The following is a 23,020-nucleotide window of genomic DNA, read 5'->3' on the forward strand; positions in this document are numbered from 1 at the left end:
GCGGCGGGGGGCAACCGGGGCCCGGCCGCGCGCGGTTGGCCCCCGAGGTCGGCTCCCGCGGTAGGCCCTCGCGGTTTCGCCCGAGCACCGGACGCGGGAGGCACTCCTTCGGGATACTCGTGAGCATGCCAAACAACGAGGGCGGATGGCGCCCGCCCGGCTACGACGGGCCGGGCTGGGAGCCTCCCAAGGAGCCGCCGCAGGGCCCGCCTCCGGGCGGCGGCCGCGGGCCCGGGGGCGGGTCCCGCTGGAGCGTGCCGGGGGTGGTGGCGGTGATCGCGATCGCGGTCTGGTCCGTCCTGGCCTACCAGTGGACCCAGCAGAACGACTGCGAGCTCGTGGAGTCGTACGGCCTGGTCCTCTCGCACGGCACCCCCGACCCCTGGGAGAGGTGCGGGTAGGGCCTGTCCGGAGGGTGCGTCAGGCGGCGGTCGCGGCGGCCTCGGGCGCCGCCTCTGTCGCGGCCGCCGCGCGGCGGTCCCGCACCTCCCGGCGCACCAGGACGATCCACCCGGCCGGCACGCCCGCGGCGAACAGCCACCACTGGACCGCGTACGCCATGTGGGGGCCGATGCTGCTGTGGTCGGGGGCGGAGATGAGCTGCGGGGAGTCGCCGGGGTTCTCCGGCGCGGTCTGCGCGATGTAGCCGCCGAGGACCGGCTTGCCCAGGGCGTGGGCCTGCTGGCCGCTGCTGATCAGCATGATCTGGCGGTCGGGCAGGCCGCGGACGTCCTTGATGCCGCTGGCCGCCGAGGTCTCGTCGGCCATCAGACGGCCGGTGACGGTGAGTCGGCCCTTGGGCGGGGCGGGGATCTTGGGGAAGGCGGTCTGCGGCCCGTCGGCGCGGATCCAGCCGCGGTTCACGAGGAGCACCTTGCCGTCGCGCAGGACGAACGGGGTCAGGACGTGGTAGCCGACCTCGTCGTCGGAGTTGGTGCGGCGCCTGACGACGACCTCGTGCTTCGGGTCGAACGTCCCCTCGGCCGTGACCCGGCGGTAGACGTCGGAGTCCCGCACCTCGCGGCCGGGCGCGGTCAGCCGCTCGGCGGGCACCGGCTCGGCGTCGATGACCCGGGCGATCTTGTCGTTGCGCGCCACGCGCGCCTCGTGCCGGTGCAGCTGCCAGAAGCCCAGCTCGATCATCACGGGGATGAGGACGAGGCCGATGAGAGTGAGGATCACCCACTGGCGGGACAACAGGAAGCGGTACACGCCTCTGACGGTACCTGTGCGCGACCGAGCCCCCGACGGGAGGGTCCCGTCGGGGGCTCAAGGGGCTTCTCGTATGTCCGCCGTCACATCACGGCGTCCGCCGTCACGTCGTGACGTCCGCCGTCACATCACGGCGTCCGCCGTCACGTCGTGACGTCCGCCGTCGCGCCACGGCGTCCGCCGTCACACCTTGTCGACGATGCCCACCCGCCCCTCCGCGCGCGAGCAGTGCGCCCCGCAGTACCAGTGCCCGTCGGCCTCGACGCCCTGGCCGATGATGCGGCACCGGCAGTGCTCGCAGATCGGTGCCATGCGGTGGATGGCGCAGGAGAAGCAGTCGAAGACGTGGACCGCGCCCTGGGCGTGGACCTCGAAGGACATGCCGTAGTCGTTTCCGCAGACCTCGCAACGTGCCATGCGCCACAGGGTGGGACCCGGCGGCGGTGCGGGGCGAGCGGCGGGCGGGCGAGTCGCCCGGCAATCACCCGTCTGACGCCGGGGGCCGCGCGGCGCGGGCGCCGCCCGCCGCCGCGCCGTCGGCCGGGGCCACGTCCTGGAGGAGCTGGCCGAAGGCCGCCTCGTCGATGACCGGGGTGCCGAACGACCGGGCCTTCGTCGTCTTGGACGTGCCCGAGTCCGGGTCGTTCGTGACGAGCAGGCTCGTGAGCCGGGACACGCTCGTCGCGATGTGCAGGCCCGCCTCGAAGGCGCGGTCCTCCAGGAGCTCGCGGTCCACGGAGGTGTCGCCGGAGAAGGCGACGCGCATGCCCTGCTTGAGGGGCTGGCCCGGCTCGTACCGCCCCGGGTTCGGGTAGGGGCAGGCCGGGCGCTTGCGGGAGGCGCGCCAACTCTGCGCGCGGTACGCGGACTCGGACGCGGGGGAGCCGGTGGCCTGGCGGCCGATGCGGGCCGCGCCGTCGGCCCACTCCGTCAGCGGGCGGCACTCCAGGAGCGGCAGCCGCACGCCGCCGCTCGCCGCCGCGCGCAGGCTCGGGCGGAACGCCTCGGCGAGGACGCGCGCGTCGTCCAGGGCGTGGTGCGCGTGCCGCTGGACCACGCCGAAGTGCGCGGCGAGCGACTCCAGCTTGTGGTTGGGCAGCGGCAGGCGGAGCTCCTTGGAGAGCGCGATGGTGCACAGGCGCTGGCGGACCGGCGCGGTGCGCTCCGCGCGCGCGTACTCCCTGGCGATCATGGACCAGTCGAAGACCGCGTTGTGCGCGACGAGGACGCGGTCGCGCAGGCGCTCGCCGAACTCCTCGGCGATGTCCGCGAAGAGCGGGGCGTCGGCGAGCTGGTCGCTCGTCAGGCCGTGGATCCACACCGGGCCCGGGTCGCGCTGCGGGTTCACCAGCGTGTACCAGTGGTCCTCGACCTCGCCGCGGGCGTCGAGACGGTAGACCGCGGCGGAGATGATCCGGTCGTCCTTGGACAGCCCTGTGGTCTCCACGTCGACGACCGCGTACCCCGACGGGTAGGCGGTCGGCCAGGAGTCTGCGGACGCGGCGAGCGTGCGGTCTTCGAGCATGGTCCCTGAGGATACGGGCCACGACTGACAGTCACGCCCGTGGGCCACCGACCCTTCCGCGCGCCCGGCCCCGCGCGTCACGGCGTCGGGCCGAGCAGACCCCGCACCAGGGCCCGCACCGAAAGGGTGAAGAGGCGCTCCGCGTCGAGGGGGCGCGCGAGGGCACGGGCGAGCGCGGGGTCGGCGTCCGCGGCGTCCGCGTCCCAGAGCCGGTGCTCGCCGGGGCGCTGGACGGGCGCGCGCTCGCGGTTGCGCTCCACCAGGACGTGGCCGACGACGTGGACCTGGAGCGCCCGCACGGCGTCGGCCGCGCGGGCGCCGCGCAGCCCGGCCGCGTGCAGCTCGCGCACCAGGACCCGCTGGGCGGGCAGGAACATGCGGTCCGTCAGGCCGCGTTCGTGGACCATCGCGACCAGATGGGGATGGTCGCGCAGCTGGTGGCGCAGGGCGCGCGCCACGGAGACCACGCGCTGGGCCGGGGTGCGGCCCCGCGGCCGGATCTCGCCCAGGTCGGCGAGGGTGCGCTCGACGAGGGCGTCCAGGAGCGACTCGCGGTTGCCGACGTGCCAGTAGATGGAGGTCACGGCCGTGCCCAGCTCGGCGGCGAGCTTGCGCATGGTCAGGGCGCGCGGGCCGTGCTGCTTGACGAGGGCCGCCGCGGCGTCCAGGACCTGTTCCCGGTCGAGAGGGGCCCGCGTCTCTTTACCCTTCACGGACCCTGTTGTAACTGTGTTACAGAACCTCCCGCAAGACGTCGCAGACACCTGACGGATCGTCAACGAAGGGCGGTACGACATGGCACGCGTACGCTACGGCGCGCGCACCGAGGCGGAGCTGGCCGCGGCCCGGACCGCGAACGCGCGGCTCCCGGAGATCTGGTCCACCGGGGTGGTCGCCCTCTGGGAGAGCGACCCGGACGTGGTCGCGGCGGTCCTGCCGCCGCCCCTGAAGCCCTCCGCGCGCCCCTTGGTGCGCGTGAACATCAGCAAGGTCGAGCTGCCCGGCTACCCCCTGGGCGCGGGCTCGGTCGCCGTCGCCGCCGAGCACGGCGCGGTGGCGGGCTGGTACCCCCTGGTGATGCCGATGACCCACGAGCGGGCCCTGACCGGCGGCCGCGAGGTCTTCGGCGAGCCGAAGAAGCTCGGCGAGGTCACGGTCGAGCGCGACGGCCTCGTCGTCCGCGCGGCCCTCGCCCGGCACGGCATCGCGTTCGTCGAGGTGCGCGGCGGCGTCAGCGGCCCCCTGCCGCTGCCGGAGCCCACGCGCAAGACCGACTTCTACTTCAAGTTCCTGCCCGCCGTGGACGGCTCGGGCTTCGACACGGACCCCGTCCTGGTCCACTGCGTCCGGAACGAGAAGGTCCGCAAGCTGGAGCGGATCACCGGGGACGTGGTCCTGCGCGAGTCGATGTACGACCCGGTGGCCGACCTGCCCGTGCGCCGCCTGGTGGAGATCACCATCGGCGAGAAGACCAGCGACCAGCGGGGCACCGTCGTCGAGCGGGTCAGCCCCGAGGCGCTCCTGCCCTACGTCCACCAGCGCTACGACGACGCCCGGCAGGTGCTCGACGGGCCTCCGGAGGGCAGTGCCTGATGGAGCTCGCGAGGGGACAGGTGGCCGTCGTCACCGGCGCGGCCGGCGGTATCGGGCTCGCGCTCGCGCGCGGGTTCGCGGCGCGAGGCCTGACGGTGGTGCTCGCCGACGTCGAGGAGGGCGCCCTCCACAAGGCGGCGGACGCACTGAGCGTGGAGGGGGCGACGGTCCACGCGCGCGTGGTCGACGTCGGCGTGCGCGAGCAGGTCCAGGCGCTCGCCGAGGACACGTACGAACGGTTCGGCGCGGTGCATGTCCTGTGCAACAACGCCGGGGTCGGCTCGGGCGCGGAGGGCCGCATGTGGGAGCACGACCCGAACGACTGGAAGTGGGCCTTCGAGGTCAACGTGTGGGGGGTCTTCCACGGCATCCAGGCGTTCGTGCCCCGGATGCTCGCCGGGGGAGAGCCGGGGCACGTCGTCAACACGTCCTCCGGGGACGGCGGCATCGCACCACTGCCGACGGCCTCCGTGTACGCGGTCACGAAGGCCGCCGTCGTCACCATGACGGAGTCCCTGTACGCGCATCTGCGGGCGGAGCACGCGCGCGTGGGCGCGTCCGTGCTCTTCCCTGGGCCCCACATGCTCCGCACCGGCCTGTGGGAGTCGCACCGCAACCGGCCCGAGCGGTACGCCAAGCAGCGCCCCCGCAAGGCCCCGTACCGCACCCTCGGCCAGTGGGAGGCCGCCATGCGCGAGGCCGGGCAGGAGGTCGTCTTCACCCCGGTCGAGGAGGTCGCGGAGCTGGTGGCCGAGGGCATCGCGGCGGACCGCTTCTGGCTGCTGCCCGCGAGCGAGCACAGCGACCGGCAGATCAGGGCGCGGGCGCGGTCCATGCTGGAGCGCTCCGCGCCGGACTACCTGGAGAAGTTCATCCTCGACTGACTCGACTGAGGAGTTCCGATGACGGACCCGCACGCCCCGTACCTGATCATCTCCTCGGACTGCCACGCGGGCCTTCCCACCGAGGAGTACCGGCCCTATCTGGAGGCCCGGTACCACCGGGACTTCGACGCGTTCCTCGCCGGGCGCGAGCGGCGCCGCGAGGAGATGACCCGGCTTGGGATCCGCAACGAGGCCTTCGCCGCGAAGTGGTTCAGCGACAACGAAGAGGGCCTGAGGGGCGGCTGGGACGCCGGGCAGCGGATCAAGGAGCTGGACGGCGACGGCGTGGCCGCCGAGGTCGTCTTCCCGGACGCCGACGCCGTCGACAGCCGGACCGCGGCGCCCTTCGGGGTCGGCCTCGGCCTCTCCGGGGACCAGGACCCCGACCTCGGCATGGCGGGCGCGCGGGCGCACAACCGCTGGCTCGCCGACTTCGTGTCCGAGCACCCCGAACGGCACTGCGGCGTGGCGCTGCTGCCCGTCACGGGGGCCGTCGACGATGCGGCCCGCGTGGTGGCCGAGATCCACCGGGCCAGGGAGTCGGGGCTCGGCGCGCTGATGATCCCCTCCATGTGGGTCGACAAGGCGCCCTACCACGACCGCCGCTACGACCCCGTGTGGGCCGCGGCGGCCGCGTGCGCGATGCCGGTGATGACCCACTCCGGGGCCGCGCCGCGGCACGAGTACGGCGACCACCTCGGCGTCTACGTCTCCGAGGTGACGTGGTGGCCCGCGCGGCCCCTGTGGTTCCTGCTGTGGTCCGGGGTGTTCGAGCGCCACCCGGGGCTGCGGTTCGGCGTCGCGGAGTCCGGCTGCTGGTGGCTGCCGAACCTCCTGTGGTTCATGGACCGCCTCTACCTGGGCGCGCACGGCGGCAAGAAGCTGTCGCCCTTCGCCGAGCTGACGCTCCCGCCGCACGCGTATCTGGACCGGCAGGTGTTCGTCTGCGCCACCAACACCAAGCGCCGCGAGCTCGCCCAGCGCTACGAGATCGGCGTCGACAACATCCTGTGGGGCAGCGACTTCCCGCACCCCGAGGGCACCTGGCCCGACACGCGCGCGTGGCTGCGCGACACCTTCCACGACATCCCGGTGGCGGAGACCCGGCGCATGCTGGGCCTCGCCGCCGCCGAGGTGTTCGGCTTCGACACCGCGCGGCTCGCCCCGCTGGCCCGCCGCATCGGGCCGACGCCCGCCGAACTCGGCCAGGACCCCGACCAGGACGCCGTCACCGCCTCCTGGGCGCGCTCGCGCGAGGTCGGCCGCCACTGGCTGACCGGCCACGACTTCCCGACCCTTGGGGTGAACCGATGACCGAGCGCTACACCGTCATCTCCGCCGACTGCCACGCGGGCGCGGACCTCCTCGACTACAGGCCGTATCTGGAGTCCCGTCACCACGACGCCTTCGACGCCTGGGCGGCCACGTACGTCAATCCGCACGAGGACCTCCTCGCCGACACCGCCGACCGCAACTGGAACTCCGAGCGCCGCCTCGCGGAGCTGGCGCGGGACGGCATCGTCGCCGAGGTCGTCTTCCCCAACACCATCCCGCCGTTCTTCCCGTCGGCGTCCCTCATGGCGCCCGCCCCGACGCGCGAGGAGTACGCGCTGCGCTGGGCGGGCCTGCGCGCCCACAACCGCTGGCTCGCCGACTTCTGCGCGGCCGCCCCGGGCCGCCGCGCGGGCGTCTTCCAGATCCTGCTCAACGACGTCGACGAAGCCGTGCGGGAGATCCGCCGGGCCGTCGCGGCGGGGCTCACCGGCGGCCTGCTGCTCCCGGGCACCCCGCCGGGCTCGGGCCTGCCCGAGCTGCACGCGCGCGCGTACGACCCGATCTGGGCGGTCTGCGCCGAGCTCGGGGTGCCGGTCAACCACCACGCGGGCTCGGCGTCGCCGCCGCTCGGCGAGGAGCCCGCGGCGCGCGCGGTGTTCATGGTCGAGACGACGTGGTTCTCGCACCGGGCCCTGTGGCACCTGATGTTCGGCGGCGCCTTCCGCCGCCACCCCGGGCTGCGCCTGGTCCTCACCGAGCAGGGCTCCGGCTGGATCCCCGGCGTCCTGGAGATGCTGGACTACTACCACGGGCGGCTCGTCGCGGCGGCGACGCGGGCGGACACCGCCGAGTCCAAGTTCGGGGCCGGGCTCGCGGAGCAGATGGGCGCGGGCCCCTCGCAGGTGTGGCGGGAGAACTGCTTCGTGGGCGCGAGCTTCATGCGCCCGCACGAGGCGGCGCTGCGGGAGCGCATCGGCCTGGACAAGGTCATGTGGGGCAGCGACTACCCGCACGACGAGGGGACGTACCCGTACTCCCGGGAGGGCCTGCGCGCCGCCTACGCGGGCCTGCCGCGCGCGGAGGTCGCCGCCATGGTCGGCGGCAACGCCGCGCGCGTGTACGGCTTCGACCTGGAGCGCCTCGGCGTCCTCGCGGCCGAGGTCGGCCCCACGGTCGAGGAGCTCGCCGAACCCCTCAAGGAGCCCCCGGCCGACGCGACGAGCCCGGTGTTCGCCCCGGGAGGGTCGGTCCGCGTCTGGTGACGCGGGCGGTGCCATGCTCACCCCGTGACGGAAGCCACGCATGAGGAAGCGCACGGCGGCGCCCTGGGGTCCCGCCTCAACTGGCTGCGGGCCGCCGTGCTCGGCGCCAACGACGGCGTGGTCTCCACCGCGGGCCTCGTCGTCGGCGTCGCCGGGGCCACCGACGACCGCGGCACCCTCCTGACGGCGGGCCTCGCGGGCCTGCTCGCGGGCTCCATGTCCATGGCGGCGGGCGAGTACGTGTCGGTGTCCACGCAGCGCGACTCCGAGAAGGCCGCTCTGGCCCAGGAGAAGCGCGAGCTGCGCGAGCAGCCGGAGGCCGAACTGGCGGAGCTGACCGACCTCCTGGCCGGGCGCGGGCTCAGCCGCGACGTGGCCCGCGAGGCCGCGGTGCAGCTCACCGAACGGGACGCGCTGCGCGCCCACGCGCGCGTGGAGCTCGGCATCGACCCCGACGAGCTCGCCAACCCCTGGCACGCCGCGTGGGCGAGCTTCCTCGCCTTCACCGTCGGAGCCCTGCTCCCGCTCCTCGCGATCGTCCTGCCGCCCGCCTCCTGGCGCCTGCCCGTCACCGTCGTCTCGGTCCTCGCGGCGCTCGCCCTCACGGGCCTGGCGAGCGCCCGCCTGGGCGCGGCCCGAGTGCGCCCCGCGGTGCTCAGGAACGTGCTGGGCGGGGCCCTGGCGATGGCGGTGACCTACGCGGCGGGCGCGCTCCTGGGGGCGGCCGGAGTCTGAGGTGCAAGGGCGGAGATCGCCAACAACCAAGGGCGTACCGCCGGTAATACTTGTCGGTAACAACCTCTAGGCAGCGGGCCGGAGGCCGCCTACGGTGCAGACATGTCGTCCCCGAACCTGCCCGATGTGGTGCTCTGGTCGATCCCGGCCTTCGTGCTGCTCACCGTCGTCGAGATGGTGAGCGTCCGCCTGCATCCCGACGAGGACGCCGCCGGGTACGAGGCGAAGGACGCGGCCACCAGCGTCACCATGGGGCTCGGCAGCCTCGTCTTCGACCTGCTATGGAAGATCCCCATCGTCGCGGTCTACTCGGCCCTCTACTCCCTGACGCCGCTGCGCGTGCCCGTCCTGTGGTGGACGGTGCCCCTGATGCTGCTCGCCCAGGACTTCTTCTACTACTGGTCCCACCGGGGGCACCACGTCGTCCGCATCCTGTGGGCCTGCCACGTGGTGCACCACTCCAGCCGCAAGTTCAACCTGACGACCGCGCTGCGCCAGCCGTGGACGTCCCTCACGGTGTGGCCGTTCTACGTGCCGATGATCCTGTGCGGCGTGCATCCGGCGGCCGTCGCCTTCTGCTCGTCGGCCAACCTGGTCTACCAGTTCTGGGTCCACACCGAACGCATCGGCAGGCTGCCGCGGCCCGTCGAGTACGTCTTCAACACGCCCTCGCACCACCGCGTGCACCACGCGTCCCAGGGCGGCTACCTGGACCGCAACTTCGGCGGCATCCTCATCGTCTGGGACCGGGTCTTCCGCTCCTGGGTCCCGGAGACGGACCGCCCCGTCTACGGCCTGACCAAGGACATCTCCACGTACAACCCCCTGCGCGTGGCCACCCACGAGTACGCGGCCATCGCCAGGGACGTGCGGAGGGCGACCAGTTGGCGCGCCCGAGCGGGCCACGTCTTCCGGGGCCCGGGCTGGCAGCCGACACCCCCGCCCGAACCGACGGCTGCCGCGCGACGGCAGAGAACTCCGGAGCGCGCCGCATGACGCCCACTGTGGGCAATCGTTCCGCAGGGCGGGTGGGGCGTCCCCTGCTCGAGCGAAGCCGAGAGCTTGGGGAAGGGTGGGCACAGCCCGCAGCGCCCCGCACCGATGACGCGGCCTCCGCAGGGCGGGTCCGCTACGCCCCCTGGGCCCTGGCCGCCTTCGCCCTGCTCGCGCTCGGCGACCTGGCGGGCGTGGCCGCCGGATCCGACCTCGCCCACACCCTCCTGAAGCCCCTCCTCATGCCGACGCTCGCCCTCTACGTGGCGTTCCGCGGCGGCCCCCGCCTCCTCACGGCCGCGCTGCTCCTCGGCTGGGGCGGCGACACCCTCCTCCTGGCGGACGCCGACCCCGCGTTCCTCGCCGGAATGGCGTCCTTCGCGGCGGGCCACGTCTGCTACCTCACCCTGTTCCGGCGACAGGGGACCGCCCACACCAGGGCCCGGGGCGCGGGCCTGGTCCTCGCGTACGGCGCGGCGCTCGGCGTCACCGTGGCGCTGCTCTGGCCCGACCTGCCGCCCGACATGCGCGTCCCGGTCGCGGGCTACAGCCTGCTGCTCACGGCGATGGCGGGCGGTGCCACCACCCTGGGGCCCGCGGCGGCCGCGGGCGGCGCGCTGTTCCTGCTGTCGGACACGCTCATCGCGACCGACGTGGCCGACTGGCCGCAGGCCCCGCGCCCCGACTTCTGGATCATGCTCACCTATCTGGCGGCCCAGGCCCTCCTGGTCCGTGGCGTCCTCACCAGCGGATCGGCAGCGGCACGGCGGTGAGCAGCGCCGACACGGCGACCACGGCGCCGAGCACGAACACCTCGGCGCGCGCAGGCGCGTAGGCCGCGATCCGGTCGCGGCCGGAACACCGCTTCAGACGGCGCCGGGCGAGCAGCGCGAGGACGGCGACGACGGCCACGAGCAGCAGCTTGGCCAGCATCGTGCGGCCGTACGCGGTCGTCGTCAGCTGGTCGACGACCGTGTCGGGCGGCATGCGGCGCAGCGTGCTGACGATCCCGGTCGCGGTGATCGCGGCGAACAGGACGGCCGCCACGCGCGCGTAGAGGCCCAGTACGGCAACGGCCGCCTCCGGGGCGGACGTTCGCCAGCGCCACAGGACCCGCAGCGCGTACAGCAGGCCGCCCGCCCACAGGGCCGCGCACGTCAGATGGACGAGGGTCAGGCCGGACCCTGCCAGGGCGGCGTCCTCCGTGGGCGGGTGGGCGCGCAGTGCCTCCGCGACGACCACTGCCGCCAGCGGCAGGACCGCGCTGTCGGGGCGGCGCGTACGCGCGCACAGCGCGGCCACGAGGAACGCGTTGACCTCCAGGAGCGCGAGGCGGCCGTCCCGCGACGCGTACAGACCGCCGAGGTCCAGGTCCGAGGGCTGCCGCGGCACCAGATTGCCGCTGGCCACGACCGACGCGAGCCCCAGCGCCGCGACGAAGCCCGCGGCCGCGGCCCACCACCCCCACGCGGGCGGCGCCGACGCCACCGGCGCCCCGGGCACCCGGCGCGCGACCCGGCGGATGAACACCTCGCCGAGCTGCACGCACAGCGCGGCGAATAGGACCGTCCGCAGAAACGTGATGCCCTGGGTGCCGGGCGCCTCGGCCTCGCCGGTACCGTCGAGCGCGGCCGCGGGGCCCAGCAGCGGCACTACCGCGGCGACGGCCACGAGCATGAGCACGGCCACGGCACGCCCCGACGAGGCGCGGCGGTGCGCGGCGGGCTGCCCCGCGCGCGGGGCAGCGGCCGCCTCTGCCGAGGCCTCGCCTCCCGCCGAGGGGGCGCCTGCCGCCAGGGAGTCTCCGGTTTCCACGGACGGTCGTATGGTCACTACACGATCTTCACCAGTCATCCCACTTCGGGGCAAGTCCGGGCAAACAACTGGTGTGCTGCCCTTCCGCCCGAAGAGGCCCGCTCAGCGCCACACGGGTGCGTCCGCGCCCCAAGGGCCCGGCGGGCACGCCCAGTTCACCGGGCCGCCGGTGAAGGCGACCGGCGACAGGGCGTACCGCAGCCGCCCGAGAGGGCTGTCCGTGTGAGCGAGCCGGTCCGTGGGGTCGCACGCGTCCCCGGCCTCGGGCGGGAGGCCCGTGTCGACCGGCGCGCGCCCCGGGGGGTCCTCGCCGTCCACCGCCCCGGTCAGCCACGCCGCCGTCCGGGCCAGGGCGAGCCGGGCGAGGCGGGTGCCGCCCGCGCCGTCCGTCCGCTGCTCGGCGAGCGCCCGCAGGACCGCCGCGGCCAGCAGATAGCCCGTGCCGTGGTCCAGGGCCTGCGCGGGCAGCGCGCCGGGCCGCTCCGGCGAGCCCTCCGTGGCGGCGATGCCCGTCGCCACCTGCACCAGGCTGTCGAAGCCGCGCCGGTGCGCCCACGGGCCCGTCGTGCCCCAGGCCGACAGCTGCGCCACCACCAGGCCCGGGCGGCGCTCGGCCAGCGCCTCGGGGGAGAGCCCGAACCGGTCGAGGGCGCCGGGCCGGTAGCCGGTCACCACCACGTCGGCCCCGGCGAGCAGTTCCCGGAACGTCCGCAGATCCGCGCGGCCACCGAGGTCGAGGGTGGTGGAGCGCTTGCCGAAGCCCGTGTCCGCGTGCTGGTCGGGCAGCTCCGGGCGGTGCGGCGGGTCCACGCGCAGCACGTCCGCGCCGAGCAGCGCGAGGGTGCGGGTCGCGACCGGGCCCGCGATGACCCGGGTGAGGTCGAGGACGCGCACCCCGGACGCGGGCAGGAGCGGCCCCGCGGCGGGCGGCGGCAGGGTGCGCGGCGCGCCGTCGCCGAGCCGCTCGCGCGCCACCAGGGGCAGCCGCGCCACGGCCGCCGCCTGCGGGTGCGCGGCCCACTCTTGGGGGGTGCGCAGCGCGACGGCGAGGCCCCCGGCGGCGTACACCGCGTCCTCGGCCTCGCTGGCGGACAGCGCGGCAAGGCGTGCGGCCACCGCGTCCACGCTCGCCTCACGCTCCGTGAGGCCGAGGGCGGTGAGCAGGCGCTCCCGGTGGTGGGGGTAGTTCGCGTGCGTGCGCACCCAGCCGTCCGCGGTCCGCCAGAACCGGGACAGGGGCGCGAAGGTGACCGGCGCGCGCCCGTCCACGAGCAGCTGCCGCTCACTGGTGAACGCGGCGGCCACGGCACCGTCGTCCACGCGCGCGTGCGGCACGGGCCTTTGCGTGCGCAGGGCCGCGAGCTCGGCCGCCGCGAGCGTGCAGGCGCCGACGCAGGCCCGTGCGAGGGCGCGTACCGGAAGCCGTGCGGCCAGGGTGTCGTCGCGCACGACGGGGGAGAGGCGGTCCGGCGCCTGCGGGGCGCCGCCGAGCGCTGCCCACGCGTACGCGGCCCCGGCGAGCGGCTCCCCGTCGGCCAAAGGAAGTTGTGTCATACAGCCACTATGACGCGGGCCCCGTGGCGCCGGGCCCGGAGGCCGCCGACCACCACAGCCGGATCTCCTCCGCGGGGTCCGACGGCCGCAGCTCCCAGCCCCGGGACGCCGCCGCCTCGACCACGTAACCGCCGCCCACGCCGCGGTACTTGCGCAGCGGCACCTCGCACTCCACCGGCGGGTTGGGCTTCTTCTCCTCCTTGGGCCTCGACGCCCGCTTCGTCCAGGTGTCCAGGTATCCGTCGACCCGGGCCCGGTAGAAGCCTTCGTCGCCCTCGTGCCGCAGCTCGGGCCAGGTCACGATCCAGCGCGGCCAGATCGCGATCTTGTCCAGGACCCGGTCCATGACCCGCTCGGCGCCGCTCTCGAAGCCCGGGACCACCGTGAGGATCTCCGCGAACAGGGCGATCACGAAGGCCACGACGGCGAGGACGAGGAGCAGCAGCCACCACACCGGCAGCACGACCACCGTGACCAGGAACCGCAGGACCAGCTGCCACGTCGGGCGCACCGGCTCGGCGCGCCACCGCTCGGGGCCGTCGTGGACGAATGACGAGTCTCGGTAGGCGTACATGGGCGGCATCCTCTCGCGAAGGGCCGGGCGGTCCGCAACCGCCCGGCCCCGACCGCCTCGCAGCGGTCCCGTTGCTCCCGTAAAGGGGCTACTTCCGCACGGCGTCCAGCGCGTCGATCATGCCCACGCCGTAGAAGCCGTTGTGGTTCTTGCCGCCCTCGCACACCGCGTCGACCTTGCCGTCGCCGTCGATGTCGTACGGGTCGGTGCACGCCACGGCGTCGGCCTGGCGGTACAGCAGGGCCTTCACCCGGGCCGCCGACGCCTTGGGGTGCGCCGACTTGATCAGCGCGGCCACGCCCGCGGCGTGCGGCGACGCCATCGACGTCCCCGCCTTGTAGCCGAACTTGCCGCCCGGCAGCGTCGACAGGATCAGCCCGCTGGTGGCGGGCGGCTGCGGCTTCTGGAACGCCGTCGAGTCGCCGCCGGGTGCCGTGATGTCGATGACGCCCTTGCCGTAGTTGGAGAACGAGGACTTCAGGCCCTTCGCGCCCGTGGAGGACACCGTCACGACGCCCGGCAGCTGCGACGGCAGGTCGAAGCAGTCCGCGGTCTTGATGGTGCGCTCGACGGGCGTCGAGTCGTTCGGGCTCGACTTGTCGACGATCTCCTCCTGGGCGAGGTCCGTCTTGGCGTTGCCCGCCGCCGCCACGTTCACGGCGCCCTTGCGCTCCGCGTACCGGCTGGCGCGGCCGACCGCGTCGACCAGGGCCCGCTGGTCGTCGTCCGTACGGCAGTTGAACAGCCACGGGTCCGTGTAGTAGCTGCTGTTCGTGACGTCCACGCCGTGCTCGGCCGCCCACACGAAGCCGCAGACCACGGCCTCCGTGTAGTACAGGCCGGTCGCCGGCTCGGCCACCTTCAGGCTCGCCACCTTCACGCCCGGCGCGACGCCGGTGACGCCGGTGCCGTTCTTCGCGGCGGCGATCGTGCCCGCCACGTGCATGCCGTGGTCGCTCTCCTTGGGCACGGGCCGCCAGGCGTTGTCCTTCTGCGTGGGCACGCCGCCCAGACAGCTCGCGGACGCGTTCCTGTCGAAGTTCGGCGCGATGTCCGGGTGCGTGTCGTCGACCCCGGAGTCGAGGACGCCGACCGTCACCTTCGAGCTGCCCAGGGACTCCTTGTGCGCCTGGTCCGCCTTGATGGCGGGCAGGTCCCACTGGAGCGGCTCCAGCTCGTCCTGGCCGTCGGCCGCCGAGCCCGCGGCCGCCCGGGCCTCCTTGGCGGACAGCGGCCGCGCCGCGTCGATGTCGTCGCTCGACTGCGCGGACAGCGGCGCCGTGCGCGTGGCCCCCGCCGACTGCACGCCCTTGACCTGGCGGATCTTCTTCGCGAAGTCCGGGTCGGAGGAGTGCGCGACGATGACGCCGATCTGGTCGTACGCGATGACGACCTCGCCGCCCGCCTTGGCGATGGCCTTCTTGACGTACTTCGCCGCCCAGCCGCCGTGTCCCGCGCGGACGTTGACGACGTAGCTCATGGCCGACCCTTCGGCCTTCGCCCGCTGCGCGGCGGGCGCGGACGGCGCGTCGGCCTTCGCCGCCGCCGTGCCCGGCAGGAAGGCGAGCGCGGACACCACGGCCACACCGAGGGGAAGGGCGAGCGCACGACGTCCGAAGGATGCGGAGTGCCTGGTCACGTAGGTGCTCCCCTTCACTTCTTCTTGACGGCGTCGAGCGCGTCGACGATTCCGTAGCCGTAGAAGCCGTTGCGGTTCTTGTCGCCCTTGCAGACGGCGTCGACCTTGCCGTCACCGTCCGGGTCGTACGGCTTGTCCGGGCAGCCCGGGTTGTCCGCCTGTGCCTTGAGGAGCTTCTGGAGCTGGGCCGGGCTCGCCTTGGGGTGCGTGGACTTCAGCAGCGCGGCGACGCCCGCGGCGTGCGGCGAGGCCATCGAGGTGCCCTGCAGCCAGGCGTACTCGCCGCCCGGCATCGTGGAGAGGATGCCGCCGTCCTTCGAGGGGGTGTCCGTCGGCTTCTGGTAGCGGCGGTCACCGCCGGGGGCCGCGATGTCGATGACGCCGTTGCCGTACGTCGAGTAGTACGACTTGGCCTTGTACACGCCGGTCGCGCTGACCGTGACGACGCCCGGGAGCTGGGTGGGCACGTCGAGGCACGTGTGCGGGTCGATGGTGCGCTTGACCGGGGTGGAGTCGTCGGGGCTCGACTCGTCGACGATCTCGTCCGCGTCCAGGTCGTGGTTGGAGTTGCCCGCGGAGGCGAGGTTCAGGGTGCCCTTGCGCTGGGCGTAGAGCTGGGCCCGGTTGACCGCGTCGAGGATGGCCCGCTGGTCCGGGTCGTCCTTGCAGTTGTACAGCCACGGGTCCACGTAGTAGCTGTTGTTGGTGATCTCGATGCCGTTGTCGGCGGCGAACACGAAGGCGCAGACGACGCTCTCCGGGTAGAACAGCTCGCTGACCGGGTCGGCCACCTTGATGCCCGCGACCTTGACGCCGGGTGCCACCCCGGCGACGCCTATGCCGTTGCGGGCCGCGGCTATCTCGCCCGCCACGTGCGTGCCGTGGTAGTGCTCCTTCTTCGCCGGACGCCAGGCGCCGGGCGAGGTGTCGGCCTTGCCGCCGACGCAGCTCGCCGACTGCTTGGCGGAGAAGCTGGGCGCCAGGTCGGGGTGCGTGTCGTCGACGCCGGTGTCGATGACGCCGACGGTGACCTTCTTGCTGCCCGGGTTGATCTGCGCGGCCTTGTCGGCGCCGATGGCCCGCAGGTCCCACTGGTCGCCCTCGAGCGGCTCGGGGGCGGCCTGGCCCGAAGCGGCCTTCCGCTGGGCCGACGTGAGCCGGTCGGCCCGGTCCTTGGACAGGAAGGCGGGCGCGCCCTCCTCGGTCGTCCCGGCCGCCGTCAGCGGGGCCGTGCGGGTCGCGCCCGCGGACTGCACGCCGCGCACCGCCCGCAGCTGCTTGCCGAAGTCCGGGTTGGCCGAGTGCGCGACGATCACGCCGATCTTCCGGTACGTCACGACGACCGTGCCGTCGGCCCTGGCGATCGCCTTCTTCACGGCGGCGATGGTCTTGGCGTCGGTGCGGGTGTTCACGACGTACGCCAGCTTGCCCGCGGCGGGCGCCTCGACGGCCCGTGCCGCGGCCGGTCCCGGGTTGTCCAGCGGGGCCGCCGCCGCGCCCGGGCCGAAGCCGACGGCCGCGGCGAGGGCGACACCGAGCGGCACGGCGAGCGCGAGCCGTCTGGAGCGGGACGGGCGTGAGGAGCGCAGATGAGCCATGGGTTCTCCACATCATCCGGATACGGAACTGCCCGAACACTGCTGGTGCTCGGGCAGATGCTGATGGGTGGTGCCAGGTGCATGACTAGTTGTGCAGGGTGAAGCTAACCCCTGCGCTCCCGGGCCAGCAATGACTTCTTGCAAAAGGCCGGGAAAGCGCCCGTTCGAACCGCTCCGGGCGCGCCGTCGTGACGTTGAACAGCGCGGAGAAGCAATATCAACCCCCTGTCGGATCACGTCCCCTGGGCCTAACATCACCATCCACGGCCCACGTGATCCGCGTCACTTCGAGAGCAGAGCACATGGATCACACCGCTTCCGTTTCCGTCCCCACCACCCCCGCACCACGAGGAGACTCCGTGGCCCCCGACGCACCGCCCCCGTCGAAGGGCGGCCTAGAACCCACCCGCTCGGTGCCCTCCATCGAGGAGTACGTCCAGGTGCAGCAGAGCGCGGAGTTCGGCGAACTGCGCGCCGCGCACCGCTCGTTCGCGTTCCCCCTCACCATCGCGTTCATCACCTGGTACCTCGTGTACGTCCTCCTCTCGAACTACGCCGGTGGCTTCATGGGTACCAAGGTGGTCGGCCACATCAACATCGCGCTCGTGCTCGGGCTCGCCCAGTTCCTCACCACCTTCCTCATCGCCTGGTGGTACTCGCGCCACGCCGCCACCAAGCTCGACCCGCGCGCGGACGCCATCAAGTCCCGGATGGAGGGCGGCGCGTGAGCACCCCGATCGCCTCGACCGCCACGGCCCTCCCCGAGGCCCACGCCGCCGTGCTCGCCGCCAGCAAGGCCAGCGAGCACCGCCCGCTGATCATCACGCTGTTCGCGATCTTCGTCGCCGCCACCCTCGTCATCACTGTGTGGGCGGGCCGCCAGACCAAGAGCGCCGCGGACTTCTACGCCGGCGGACGGCAGTTCACCGGCTTCCAGAACGGCCTCGCCGTCTCCGGCGACTACATGTCCGCCGCGTCCTTCCTCGGCATCGCGGGCGCCATCGCCCTGTTCGGCTACGACGGCTTCCTGTACTCCATCGGCTTCCTGGTCGCCTGGCTGGTGGCGCTCCTGCTCGTCGCCGAGCCGCTGCGCAACTCCGGGCGCTACACCATGGGCGACGTCCTCGCCTTCCGCATGCGCCAGCGCCCGGTGCGCACCGCGGCCGGCACCTCCACCATCGTCGTGTCGATCTTCTACCTGCTCGCGCAGATGGCGGGCGCGGGCGTCCTGGTCTCCCTGCTCCTCGGCATCACCAGCGACGGCGGCAAGGTCGGCATCGTCGCGCTCGTCGGCGTCCTGATGATCGTGTACGTCACCATCGGCGGCATGAAGGGCACCACCTGGGTGCAGATGGTCAAGGCCGTCCTGCTCATCGCGGGCGCGCTCCTGCTGACCTTCCTGGTGCTGCTGAAGTTCGACTTCAACATCTCCGATTTGCTCGGCACCGCCGCCGAGAACAGCGGCAAGGGCGCGCCCTTCTTGGAGCCCGGCCTCAAGTACGGCGCCACGTCGACGTCCAAGCTGGACTTCATCTCGCTCGGCATCGCCCTGGTGCTCGGCACCGCGGGCCTGCCGCACATCCTCATCCGCTTCTACACGGTGCCCACGGCCAAGGCCGCCCGGAAGTCCGTGAACTGGGCCATCGGCATCATCGGCGCCTTCTACCTGATGACGATCGCCCTCGGCTTCGGCGCCGCGGCCCTGATCAGCCCCAAGGAGATCACCGACTCCAACCCGGCGGGCAACACGGCGGCGCCCCTGCTCGCCCTGCATCTGGGGGGCACCGACTCCAACTGGGGCGCGATCCTGCTGGCCACGATCTCCGCCGTCGCGTTCGCCACCATCCTCGCGGTCGTCGCGGGCCTCACGCTCGCCTCGTCCTCGTCGTTCGCGCACGACATCTACGCCAACGTGATCAAGAAGGGCAAGGCCGACGAGAAGGAGGAGGTCAGGGCCGCCCGCTGGGCGACCGTCTTCATCGGCATCGTCTCCATCGGCCTCGGCGCCCTCGCCCGCGACCTGAACGTGGCGGGCCTGGTGGCCCTCGCCTTCGCCGTCGCCGCGTCCGCGAACCTGCCGACGATCCTCTACAGCCTGTTCTGGAAGCGGTTCACCACCCAGGGCGCCCTGTGGTCGATCTACGGCGGCCTGACCACCGCCGTCGTCCTGGTGCTCTTCTCGCCGGTGGTGTCCGGCAACGAGAAGACCTCCATGTTCAAGGGCGTCGACTTCCACTGGTTCCCGCTGGAGAACCCGGGCCTCATCTCCATCCCGGTGGGCTTCCTGCTCGGCTGGCTCGGCACCATGCTCTCCAAGGAGGAGCCCGACAAGGACAAGTACGCGGAGCTGGAGGTGCGCTCCCTCACGGGCACCGGCGCCCACTGACGAAATGAGCCGTCGCGCGGCCGCGTCGTAGATCCCTACGACGCGGCCGCGCGCGTCCTGTGGAAACGGCCTCTGTCGATGTCAGTCGCGTCACGTAGGCTCATGGTCAAAGGGCGTACTACCGAACGCACCACCGATCCGGACCGGGGAGGGGGCCCACGTGCTCATCGACACGTACGGCCGAGTGGCCACCGATCTGCGGGTTTCACTGACCGACCGGTGCAATCTGCGGTGCACGTACTGCATGCCGGAGGAAGGCCTGCAGTGGCTGGCCAAGCCCGACCTCCTCACCGACGACGAGATCGTCCGCCTGGTCCGCATAGCCGTCACCCGCCTCGGCATCGAGGAGATCCGCTTCACCGGCGGCGAGCCGCTGCTCCGCCCCGGTCTCGTCGGCATCGTCGAGCGCTGCGCCGCCCTGGAGCCGCGCCCCAAGATGTCCCTGACCACCAACGGCATCGGCCTCAAGCGCACCGCCGAGGCCCTCAAGGCCGCCGGTCTCGACCGGGTCAACGTCTCCCTCGACACCCTGCGCCCGGACGTCTTCAAGACCCTCACCCGGCGCGACCGCCACCGCGACGTCCTGGAAGGACTCGAAGCGGCCCGCGCGGCGGGCCTGACCCCCGTGAAGGTCAACACGGTCCTGATGCCGGGGCTCAACGACGACGAGGCCCCCGACCTCCTGGCCTGGGCCGTCGAGCACGGTTACGAACTGCGCTTCATCGAGCAGATGCCCCTGGACGCCCAGCACGGCTGGAAGCGCGAGGGCATGATCACGGCCGGTGACATCCTGGCCTCGCTGCGCACCCGCTTCGCCCTCACCGAGGAGGGCTCCGAGCGGCGCGGCTCCGCCCCCGCGGAGCGTTGGCTCGTCGACGGCGGCCCGCACCGCGTCGGTGTGATCGCCTCCGTCACGCGCCCCTTCTGCGCGGCCTGCGACCGCACCCGGCTCACCGCCGACGGACAGGTCCGCACCTGTCTGTTCGCCACGGAGGAGACCGATCTGCGCGCCGCCCTGCGCGCGCCGGACCGTACGGACGACGAGATCGCCCGCATCTGGAAGCTCGCGATGTGGGGCAAAAAGGCGGGATCAGGTCTGGACGATCCGGCGTTCCTCCAGCCCGAGCGCCCCATGTCGGCGATCGGCGGCTGACCCGGCGCGGACGCGCCGGAGCGGCCCTAGGCCGCCGGGCCGTCCCCGGAAGCCTGCGCGGCGTCCCACTCCGCCAGCGTGACGACGTCCTTGAGGAAGCCCCGCACGCCGAGGAACTGGGACAGGTGCTCGCGGTGATCCTCGCAGGCCAGCCAGGTCTTGCGGCGCTCCGGAGTGTGCAGCTTCGGGTTGTTCCAGGCAAGCACCCACACGGCGGCCGCACGGCAGCCCTTGGCGGAGCAGACGGGGGTTTCGTCGGTCACGTATTCATCCCAAACAAGGCGACGCCGAGCAGCCACGGGGGGAGCTGCCCGGCGTCGGTCTGTCGCTCCGACGGGGGATGCGGAGCGCGTACGAAGTATGTCACGGCCAAGTGGCCGCCTGGCACCGGAACTCCATGATTGATCTGAGCTTTTCTTGAGCTTGGCGTAACGTCGTCGGTCAGCCCTGATCCCGTGACGGCGCCCGGGGCTCCTCGCGGGCGGCCCTCGGCGGCTCCTCCGAGACGCGTTCCGCGCTCCGCTCGCCGGGCACGGCGGCGGCCAGCATCGGCCGCGACGGTGCCGGTACGAAGGTTGACGGCAGCGAAGGCGCGTTCTCCCGGCCCGCGTTGGCGATCACCACCGCGACGTACGGCAGCAGTATGCCGAGCACCAGCGCGACGAGCGCGACGTGCCGTTCGACGTTCCAGAGGACCGCGGCGGCAATGACCGAAACAGTGCGGACGGACATCGAGATCACATAGCGCCGCTGCCGCCCCCGCACGTCGTCCGCGAGGCCCTGCCTGGCCCCTGTGATCCGGAAGACCTGAGTGTCGTTCTGCTTCCGCATCACATTCCACCGCCTGCCCGTTCGCGCCAGACTCTCCCCGGCCTGGACCCCTCCACGTTACGCCGCACCTGCGCCGCCGCGTAGACCGGGTCCGGCCTCGCCCCACGGTCTCCGGTGCGTCGTGCCACGTATGGCGCCGCCCGACATGCGCCGTACGGAGGATGGGCCGACACTGAGCGTAATGCTCATGTCGAGCCGTCTGAGGAGGCAGCTATGGGCTGGTTGTGGGCGATCATCGTGGGCTTCGTGCTCGGTCTGCTCGCCAAGGCGATCCTGCCGGGGAAGCAGCACAGTCCGCTCTGGCTGACGACCGTGTTCGGCATCATCGGCGCGGTGATCGGCAACTCGTTGGCGGCCGGGTTCGGCATCGACGAGACCAAGGGCATCGACTGGGGGCGGCACGCGCTCCAGCTCGGTGCGGCGCTCGTGGTCGTGGCGGTCGGCGACATGCTGTACAAGGCGGTCAAGGGCAACAGACAGACGACGTGACGCGGCCGCGGGCACGCGCTCCGCGGACATGTGTGAGGGGCCGGTCCGTAAGGACCGGCCCCTCAGTCGCGCCGGTCGCGACCACGAGCTCAGCCGGACGGCCGCCGTGACCGGAGTCAGGCGGCCGCCGTGATCGGGATCAGGCGGCCGTCGTGACCGGGGTCAGCCGACCGTGGTGATCGGGGTCAGCCTGCCGTGACCTCCACCGCCGCCAGGTTCTTCTTGCCCCGGCGCAGCACCAGCCAGCGCCCGTGCAGCAGGTCCTCGCGGGCCGGGACGGCGTCCTCGGACGGCACCTTCACGTTGTTCACGTAGGCGCCGCCCTCCTTGACGGTGCGGCGCGCGGCCGACTTGCTCGCCACCAGGCCGACCTCGGCGAGCAGGTCCACGACCGGGCCGAGCTCGGCGACCTCGGCGCGCGGCAGCTCGGAGAGCGCCGCGGCCAGCGTCGCCGCGTCCAGGTCACCGAGGTCGCCCTGGCCGAAGAGGGCCTTCGACGCGGCGATCACGGCGGCGCACTGGTCGGCGCCGTGCACCAGGGTCGTCAGCTCCTCGGCCAGCGCGCGCTGGGCCGCGCGCGCCTGCGGACGCTCCTCGGTCTGCCGCTCCAGCTCCTCCAGCTCCTCGCGGGACTTGAAGGACAGGATGCGCAGGTAGCGGGAGATGTCCCGGTCGTCCACGTTCAGCCAGAACTGGTAGAACGCGTACGGTGTCGTCATCTCCGGGTCGAGCCAGACGGCGCCGCCCTCGGTCTTGCCGAACTTGGTGCCGTCCGCCTTCGTCATCAGCGGCGTGGCGATGGCGTGCACCGTCGCCTCCGGCGCCAGGCGGTGGATCAGGTCGATGCCCGCCGTGAGGTTGCCCCACTGGTCGGAGCCGCCGGTCTGGAGCACACAGCCGTGGCGCCGGTACAGCTCCAGGAAGTCCATGCCCTGGAGCAGCTGGTAGCTGAATTCGGTGTAGCTGATGCCCTCCTGCGACTCCAGGCGGCGGGCCACGGACTCCTTGGTGAGCATCTTGTTCACGCGGAAGTGCTTGCCGATGTCCCGCAGGAACTCGATCGCGGACATGCCCGCGGTCCAGTCCAGGTTGTTCACCATCACTGCGGCGTTCTCGCCCTCGAAGGACAGGAAGGGCTCGATCTGGGTCCGAAGGCGGGTCACCCAGTTCGCGACCGTCTCCGGGTCGTTCAGGGTGCGCTCGGCCGTGGGGCGCGGGTCGCCGATCTGGCCCGTGGCGCCGCCCACCAGGGCCAGCGGGCGGTGGCCCGCCTGCTGGAGGCGGCGCACGGTCAGGACCTGCACCAGATGCCCGACGTGCAGGCTGGCCGCGGTCGGGTCGAAGCCGCAATAGAACGTGACGGGACCGTCCGCGAGCGCCTTGCGCAGTGCCTCTTCGTCGGTGGACTGGGAGAACAGTCCCCGCCACTTCAGCTCGTCGACGATGTCCGTCACAGGTCTCTTGTCTCCTCGGGAGTGATCAGTACGTGCACCTCAAGGGTG

Annotated in this window: 24 protein-coding genes; 12 read left to right on the top strand and 12 right to left on the bottom strand. The window is 72.8% G+C overall.

Annotation, left to right across the window (positions count from 1 at the left end):
• Positions 1-125 precede the first annotated feature (125 nt).
• Positions 126-401 (top strand): hypothetical protein, encoded by a 276-nt coding sequence (locus ACIG3E_RS36310; RefSeq protein WP_399624484.1) that lies wholly within the window; start codon positions 126-128, stop codon positions 399-401.
• A 19-nt stretch (positions 402-420) separates the two neighbouring features.
• On the opposite strand, the gene ACIG3E_RS36315 is transcribed toward ACIG3E_RS36310, so the two are convergent.
• The 4 genes from ACIG3E_RS36315 to ACIG3E_RS36330 form a co-directional block, all read right to left on the bottom strand.
• The gene (locus ACIG3E_RS36315) at positions 421-1,212 is read right to left on the bottom strand and encodes an SURF1 family protein (RefSeq protein WP_399624486.1); all 792 of its coding nucleotides are present in this window, start codon (positions 1,210-1,212) and stop codon (positions 421-423) included.
• A 183-nt stretch (positions 1,213-1,395) separates the two neighbouring features.
• A complete protein-coding gene (locus ACIG3E_RS36320; protein WP_078869160.1) occupies positions 1,396-1,629 on the bottom strand; it encodes a hypothetical protein in 234 nt (77 codons plus the stop codon).
• A gap of 64 nt (positions 1,630-1,693) precedes the next feature.
• On the bottom strand, positions 1,694-2,737 hold the full coding sequence (locus ACIG3E_RS36325; protein ID WP_399624488.1) for a DEDDh family exonuclease: 1,044 nt from the start codon (positions 2,735-2,737) through the stop codon (positions 1,694-1,696).
• Between the two features lie 77 nt (positions 2,738-2,814).
• Positions 2,815-3,450: a TetR/AcrR family transcriptional regulator gene (locus ACIG3E_RS36330; RefSeq protein ID WP_399624490.1), complete on the bottom strand. Its 636-nt coding sequence runs from the start codon at positions 3,448-3,450 to the stop codon at positions 2,815-2,817.
• Positions 3,451-3,532: 82 nt separating this feature from the next.
• On the opposite strand from ACIG3E_RS36330, the gene ACIG3E_RS36335 reads away from it, so the two are divergent.
• The 7 genes from ACIG3E_RS36335 to ACIG3E_RS36365 all read left to right on the top strand — a co-directional run bounded on the left by ACIG3E_RS36335 (position 3,533) and on the right by ACIG3E_RS36365 (position 10,252).
• Positions 3,533-4,330: an acetoacetate decarboxylase family protein gene (locus ACIG3E_RS36335; protein ID WP_399624492.1), complete on the top strand. Its 798-nt coding sequence runs from the start codon at positions 3,533-3,535 to the stop codon at positions 4,328-4,330.
• The gene (locus tag ACIG3E_RS36340; protein WP_399624494.1) at positions 4,330-5,214 is read left to right on the top strand and encodes an SDR family NAD(P)-dependent oxidoreductase; all 885 of its coding nucleotides are present in this window, start codon (positions 4,330-4,332) and stop codon (positions 5,212-5,214) included. Before ACIG3E_RS36335 ends, ACIG3E_RS36340 begins: the two co-directional genes overlap by 1 nt.
• An 18-nt stretch (positions 5,215-5,232) precedes the next feature.
• Positions 5,233-6,528, top strand: coding sequence for an amidohydrolase family protein (locus tag ACIG3E_RS36345; protein WP_399624495.1), 1,296 nt, complete (start codon positions 5,233-5,235; stop codon positions 6,526-6,528).
• On the top strand, positions 6,525-7,751 hold the full coding sequence (locus ACIG3E_RS36350; protein WP_399624498.1) for an amidohydrolase family protein: 1,227 nt from the start codon (positions 6,525-6,527) through the stop codon (positions 7,749-7,751). Before ACIG3E_RS36345 ends, ACIG3E_RS36350 begins: the two co-directional genes overlap by 4 nt.
• A gap of 24 nt (positions 7,752-7,775) precedes the next feature.
• Positions 7,776-8,486, top strand: coding sequence for a VIT family protein (locus ACIG3E_RS36355; protein WP_399624500.1), 711 nt, complete (start codon positions 7,776-7,778; stop codon positions 8,484-8,486).
• A 102-nt stretch (positions 8,487-8,588) separates the two neighbouring features.
• Entirely contained in the window at positions 8,589-9,482 is an 894-nt protein-coding gene (locus ACIG3E_RS36360) for a sterol desaturase family protein (RefSeq protein WP_399624502.1), read from the top strand.
• Positions 9,479-10,252, top strand: a complete 774-nt coding sequence (locus ACIG3E_RS36365; RefSeq protein ID WP_399624504.1) for a lysoplasmalogenase — start codon at positions 9,479-9,481, stop codon at positions 10,250-10,252. The genes ACIG3E_RS36360 and ACIG3E_RS36365 overlap by 4 nt, the downstream gene beginning before the upstream one ends.
• On the opposite strand, the gene ACIG3E_RS36370 is transcribed toward ACIG3E_RS36365, so the two are convergent.
• From ACIG3E_RS36370 to ACIG3E_RS36390, 5 genes are all read right to left on the bottom strand, one after another.
• On the bottom strand, positions 10,221-11,333 hold the full coding sequence (locus ACIG3E_RS36370; RefSeq protein WP_399624506.1) for a CopD family protein: 1,113 nt from the start codon (positions 11,331-11,333) through the stop codon (positions 10,221-10,223). The genes ACIG3E_RS36365 and ACIG3E_RS36370 overlap by 32 nt on opposite strands.
• 63 nt (positions 11,334-11,396) lie before the next feature.
• Positions 11,397-12,848 carry a CoA transferase gene (locus tag ACIG3E_RS36375; protein ID WP_399624508.1) on the bottom strand — a complete coding sequence of 484 codons (1,452 nt, stop codon included), beginning with the start codon at positions 12,846-12,848 and terminating at the stop codon, positions 11,397-11,399.
• 7 nt (positions 12,849-12,855) lie between these two features.
• Entirely contained in the window at positions 12,856-13,422 is a 567-nt protein-coding gene (locus tag ACIG3E_RS36380; protein WP_399624510.1) for a hypothetical protein, read from the bottom strand.
• An 88-nt stretch (positions 13,423-13,510) separates the two neighbouring features.
• A complete protein-coding gene (locus ACIG3E_RS36385) occupies positions 13,511-15,061 on the bottom strand; it encodes a S8 family peptidase (RefSeq protein ID WP_399624512.1) in 1,551 nt (516 codons plus the stop codon).
• 14 nt (positions 15,062-15,075) lie between these two features.
• Entirely contained in the window at positions 15,076-16,659 is a 1,584-nt protein-coding gene (locus tag ACIG3E_RS36390; protein WP_399624514.1) for a S8 family peptidase, read from the bottom strand.
• Between the two features lie 359 nt (positions 16,660-17,018).
• Here ACIG3E_RS36390 and ACIG3E_RS36395 point away from each other — a divergent pair, with 359 nt between their 5' ends.
• The 3 genes from ACIG3E_RS36395 to moaA all read left to right on the top strand — a co-directional run bounded on the left by ACIG3E_RS36395 (position 17,019) and on the right by moaA (position 20,198).
• Complete coding sequence (locus ACIG3E_RS36395; RefSeq protein ID WP_399624516.1) at positions 17,019-17,387, top strand: DUF485 domain-containing protein; 369 nt, start codon at positions 17,019-17,021, stop codon at positions 17,385-17,387.
• Complete coding sequence (locus ACIG3E_RS36400) at positions 17,384-19,045, top strand: cation acetate symporter (RefSeq protein ID WP_399624518.1); 1,662 nt, start codon at positions 17,384-17,386, stop codon at positions 19,043-19,045. Before ACIG3E_RS36395 ends, ACIG3E_RS36400 begins: the two co-directional genes overlap by 4 nt.
• Positions 19,046-19,205: 160 nt before the next feature.
• Positions 19,206-20,198 (top strand): GTP 3',8-cyclase MoaA, encoded by a 993-nt coding sequence (gene moaA / locus ACIG3E_RS36405; protein WP_399624520.1) that lies wholly within the window; start codon positions 19,206-19,208, stop codon positions 20,196-20,198.
• A gap of 26 nt (positions 20,199-20,224) precedes the next feature.
• Here moaA and ACIG3E_RS36410 read toward each other — a convergent pair whose 3' ends face one another.
• Both ACIG3E_RS36410 and ACIG3E_RS36415 read right to left on the bottom strand, forming a co-directional pair.
• Entirely contained in the window at positions 20,225-20,461 is a 237-nt protein-coding gene (locus tag ACIG3E_RS36410; RefSeq protein ID WP_242716245.1) for a hypothetical protein, read from the bottom strand.
• A 178-nt stretch (positions 20,462-20,639) separates the two neighbouring features.
• On the bottom strand, positions 20,640-21,029 hold the full coding sequence (locus ACIG3E_RS36415) for a DUF3099 domain-containing protein (RefSeq protein WP_399624523.1): 390 nt from the start codon (positions 21,027-21,029) through the stop codon (positions 20,640-20,642).
• Between the two features lie 213 nt (positions 21,030-21,242).
• Here ACIG3E_RS36415 and ACIG3E_RS36420 point away from each other — a divergent pair, with 213 nt between their 5' ends.
• Positions 21,243-21,518, top strand: coding sequence for a GlsB/YeaQ/YmgE family stress response membrane protein (locus tag ACIG3E_RS36420; protein WP_399624525.1), 276 nt, complete (start codon positions 21,243-21,245; stop codon positions 21,516-21,518).
• A 185-nt stretch (positions 21,519-21,703) separates the two neighbouring features.
• On the opposite strand, the gene tyrS is transcribed toward ACIG3E_RS36420, so the two are convergent.
• A complete protein-coding gene (gene tyrS / locus ACIG3E_RS36425; protein WP_399624527.1) occupies positions 21,704-22,972 on the bottom strand; it encodes a tyrosine--tRNA ligase in 1,269 nt (422 codons plus the stop codon).
• Positions 22,973-23,020: the final 48 nt, after the last annotated feature.

Origin of the sequence: Streptomyces sp. NPDC053474 (genome assembly GCF_044544845.1) — a bacterium.
GTDB lineage: Bacteria > Actinomycetota > Actinomycetes > Streptomycetales > Streptomycetaceae > Streptomyces.

Bases quoted from the DNA above. Each gene is read 5' to 3' on its own strand.
- ACIG3E_RS36390 (WP_399624514.1), bottom strand. From the start codon at position 16,659: ATGGCTCATCTGCGCTCCTCACGCCCGTCCCGCTCCAGACGGCTCGCG.
- ACIG3E_RS36360 (WP_399624502.1), top strand. From the start codon at position 8,589: ATGTCGTCCCCGAACCTGCCCGATGTGGTGCTCTGGTCGATCCCGGCC.
- ACIG3E_RS36340 (WP_399624494.1), top strand. From the start codon at position 4,330: ATGGAGCTCGCGAGGGGACAGGTGGCCGTCGTCACCGGCGCGGCCGGC.
- ACIG3E_RS36420 (WP_399624525.1), top strand. From the start codon at position 21,243: ATGGGCTGGTTGTGGGCGATCATCGTGGGCTTCGTGCTCGGTCTGCTC.
- ACIG3E_RS36370 (WP_399624506.1), bottom strand. From the start codon at position 11,333: ATGACTGGTGAAGATCGTGTAGTGACCATACGACCGTCCGTGGAAACC.
- ACIG3E_RS36365 (WP_399624504.1), top strand. From the start codon at position 9,479: ATGACGCCCACTGTGGGCAATCGTTCCGCAGGGCGGGTGGGGCGTCCC.
- ACIG3E_RS36380 (WP_399624510.1), bottom strand. From the start codon at position 13,422: ATGTACGCCTACCGAGACTCGTCATTCGTCCACGACGGCCCCGAGCGG.
- ACIG3E_RS36415 (WP_399624523.1), bottom strand. From the start codon at position 21,029: ATGCGGAAGCAGAACGACACTCAGGTCTTCCGGATCACAGGGGCCAGG.
- ACIG3E_RS36335 (WP_399624492.1), top strand. From the start codon at position 3,533: ATGGCACGCGTACGCTACGGCGCGCGCACCGAGGCGGAGCTGGCCGCG.
- ACIG3E_RS36375 (WP_399624508.1), bottom strand. From the start codon at position 12,848: ATGACACAACTTCCTTTGGCCGACGGGGAGCCGCTCGCCGGGGCCGCG.
- ACIG3E_RS36350 (WP_399624498.1), top strand. From the start codon at position 6,525: ATGACCGAGCGCTACACCGTCATCTCCGCCGACTGCCACGCGGGCGCG.
- ACIG3E_RS36345 (WP_399624495.1), top strand. From the start codon at position 5,233: ATGACGGACCCGCACGCCCCGTACCTGATCATCTCCTCGGACTGCCAC.
- ACIG3E_RS36310 (WP_399624484.1), top strand. From the start codon at position 126: ATGCCAAACAACGAGGGCGGATGGCGCCCGCCCGGCTACGACGGGCCG.
- ACIG3E_RS36320 (WP_078869160.1), bottom strand. From the start codon at position 1,629: ATGGCACGTTGCGAGGTCTGCGGAAACGACTACGGCATGTCCTTCGAG.
- ACIG3E_RS36325 (WP_399624488.1), bottom strand. From the start codon at position 2,737: ATGCTCGAAGACCGCACGCTCGCCGCGTCCGCAGACTCCTGGCCGACC.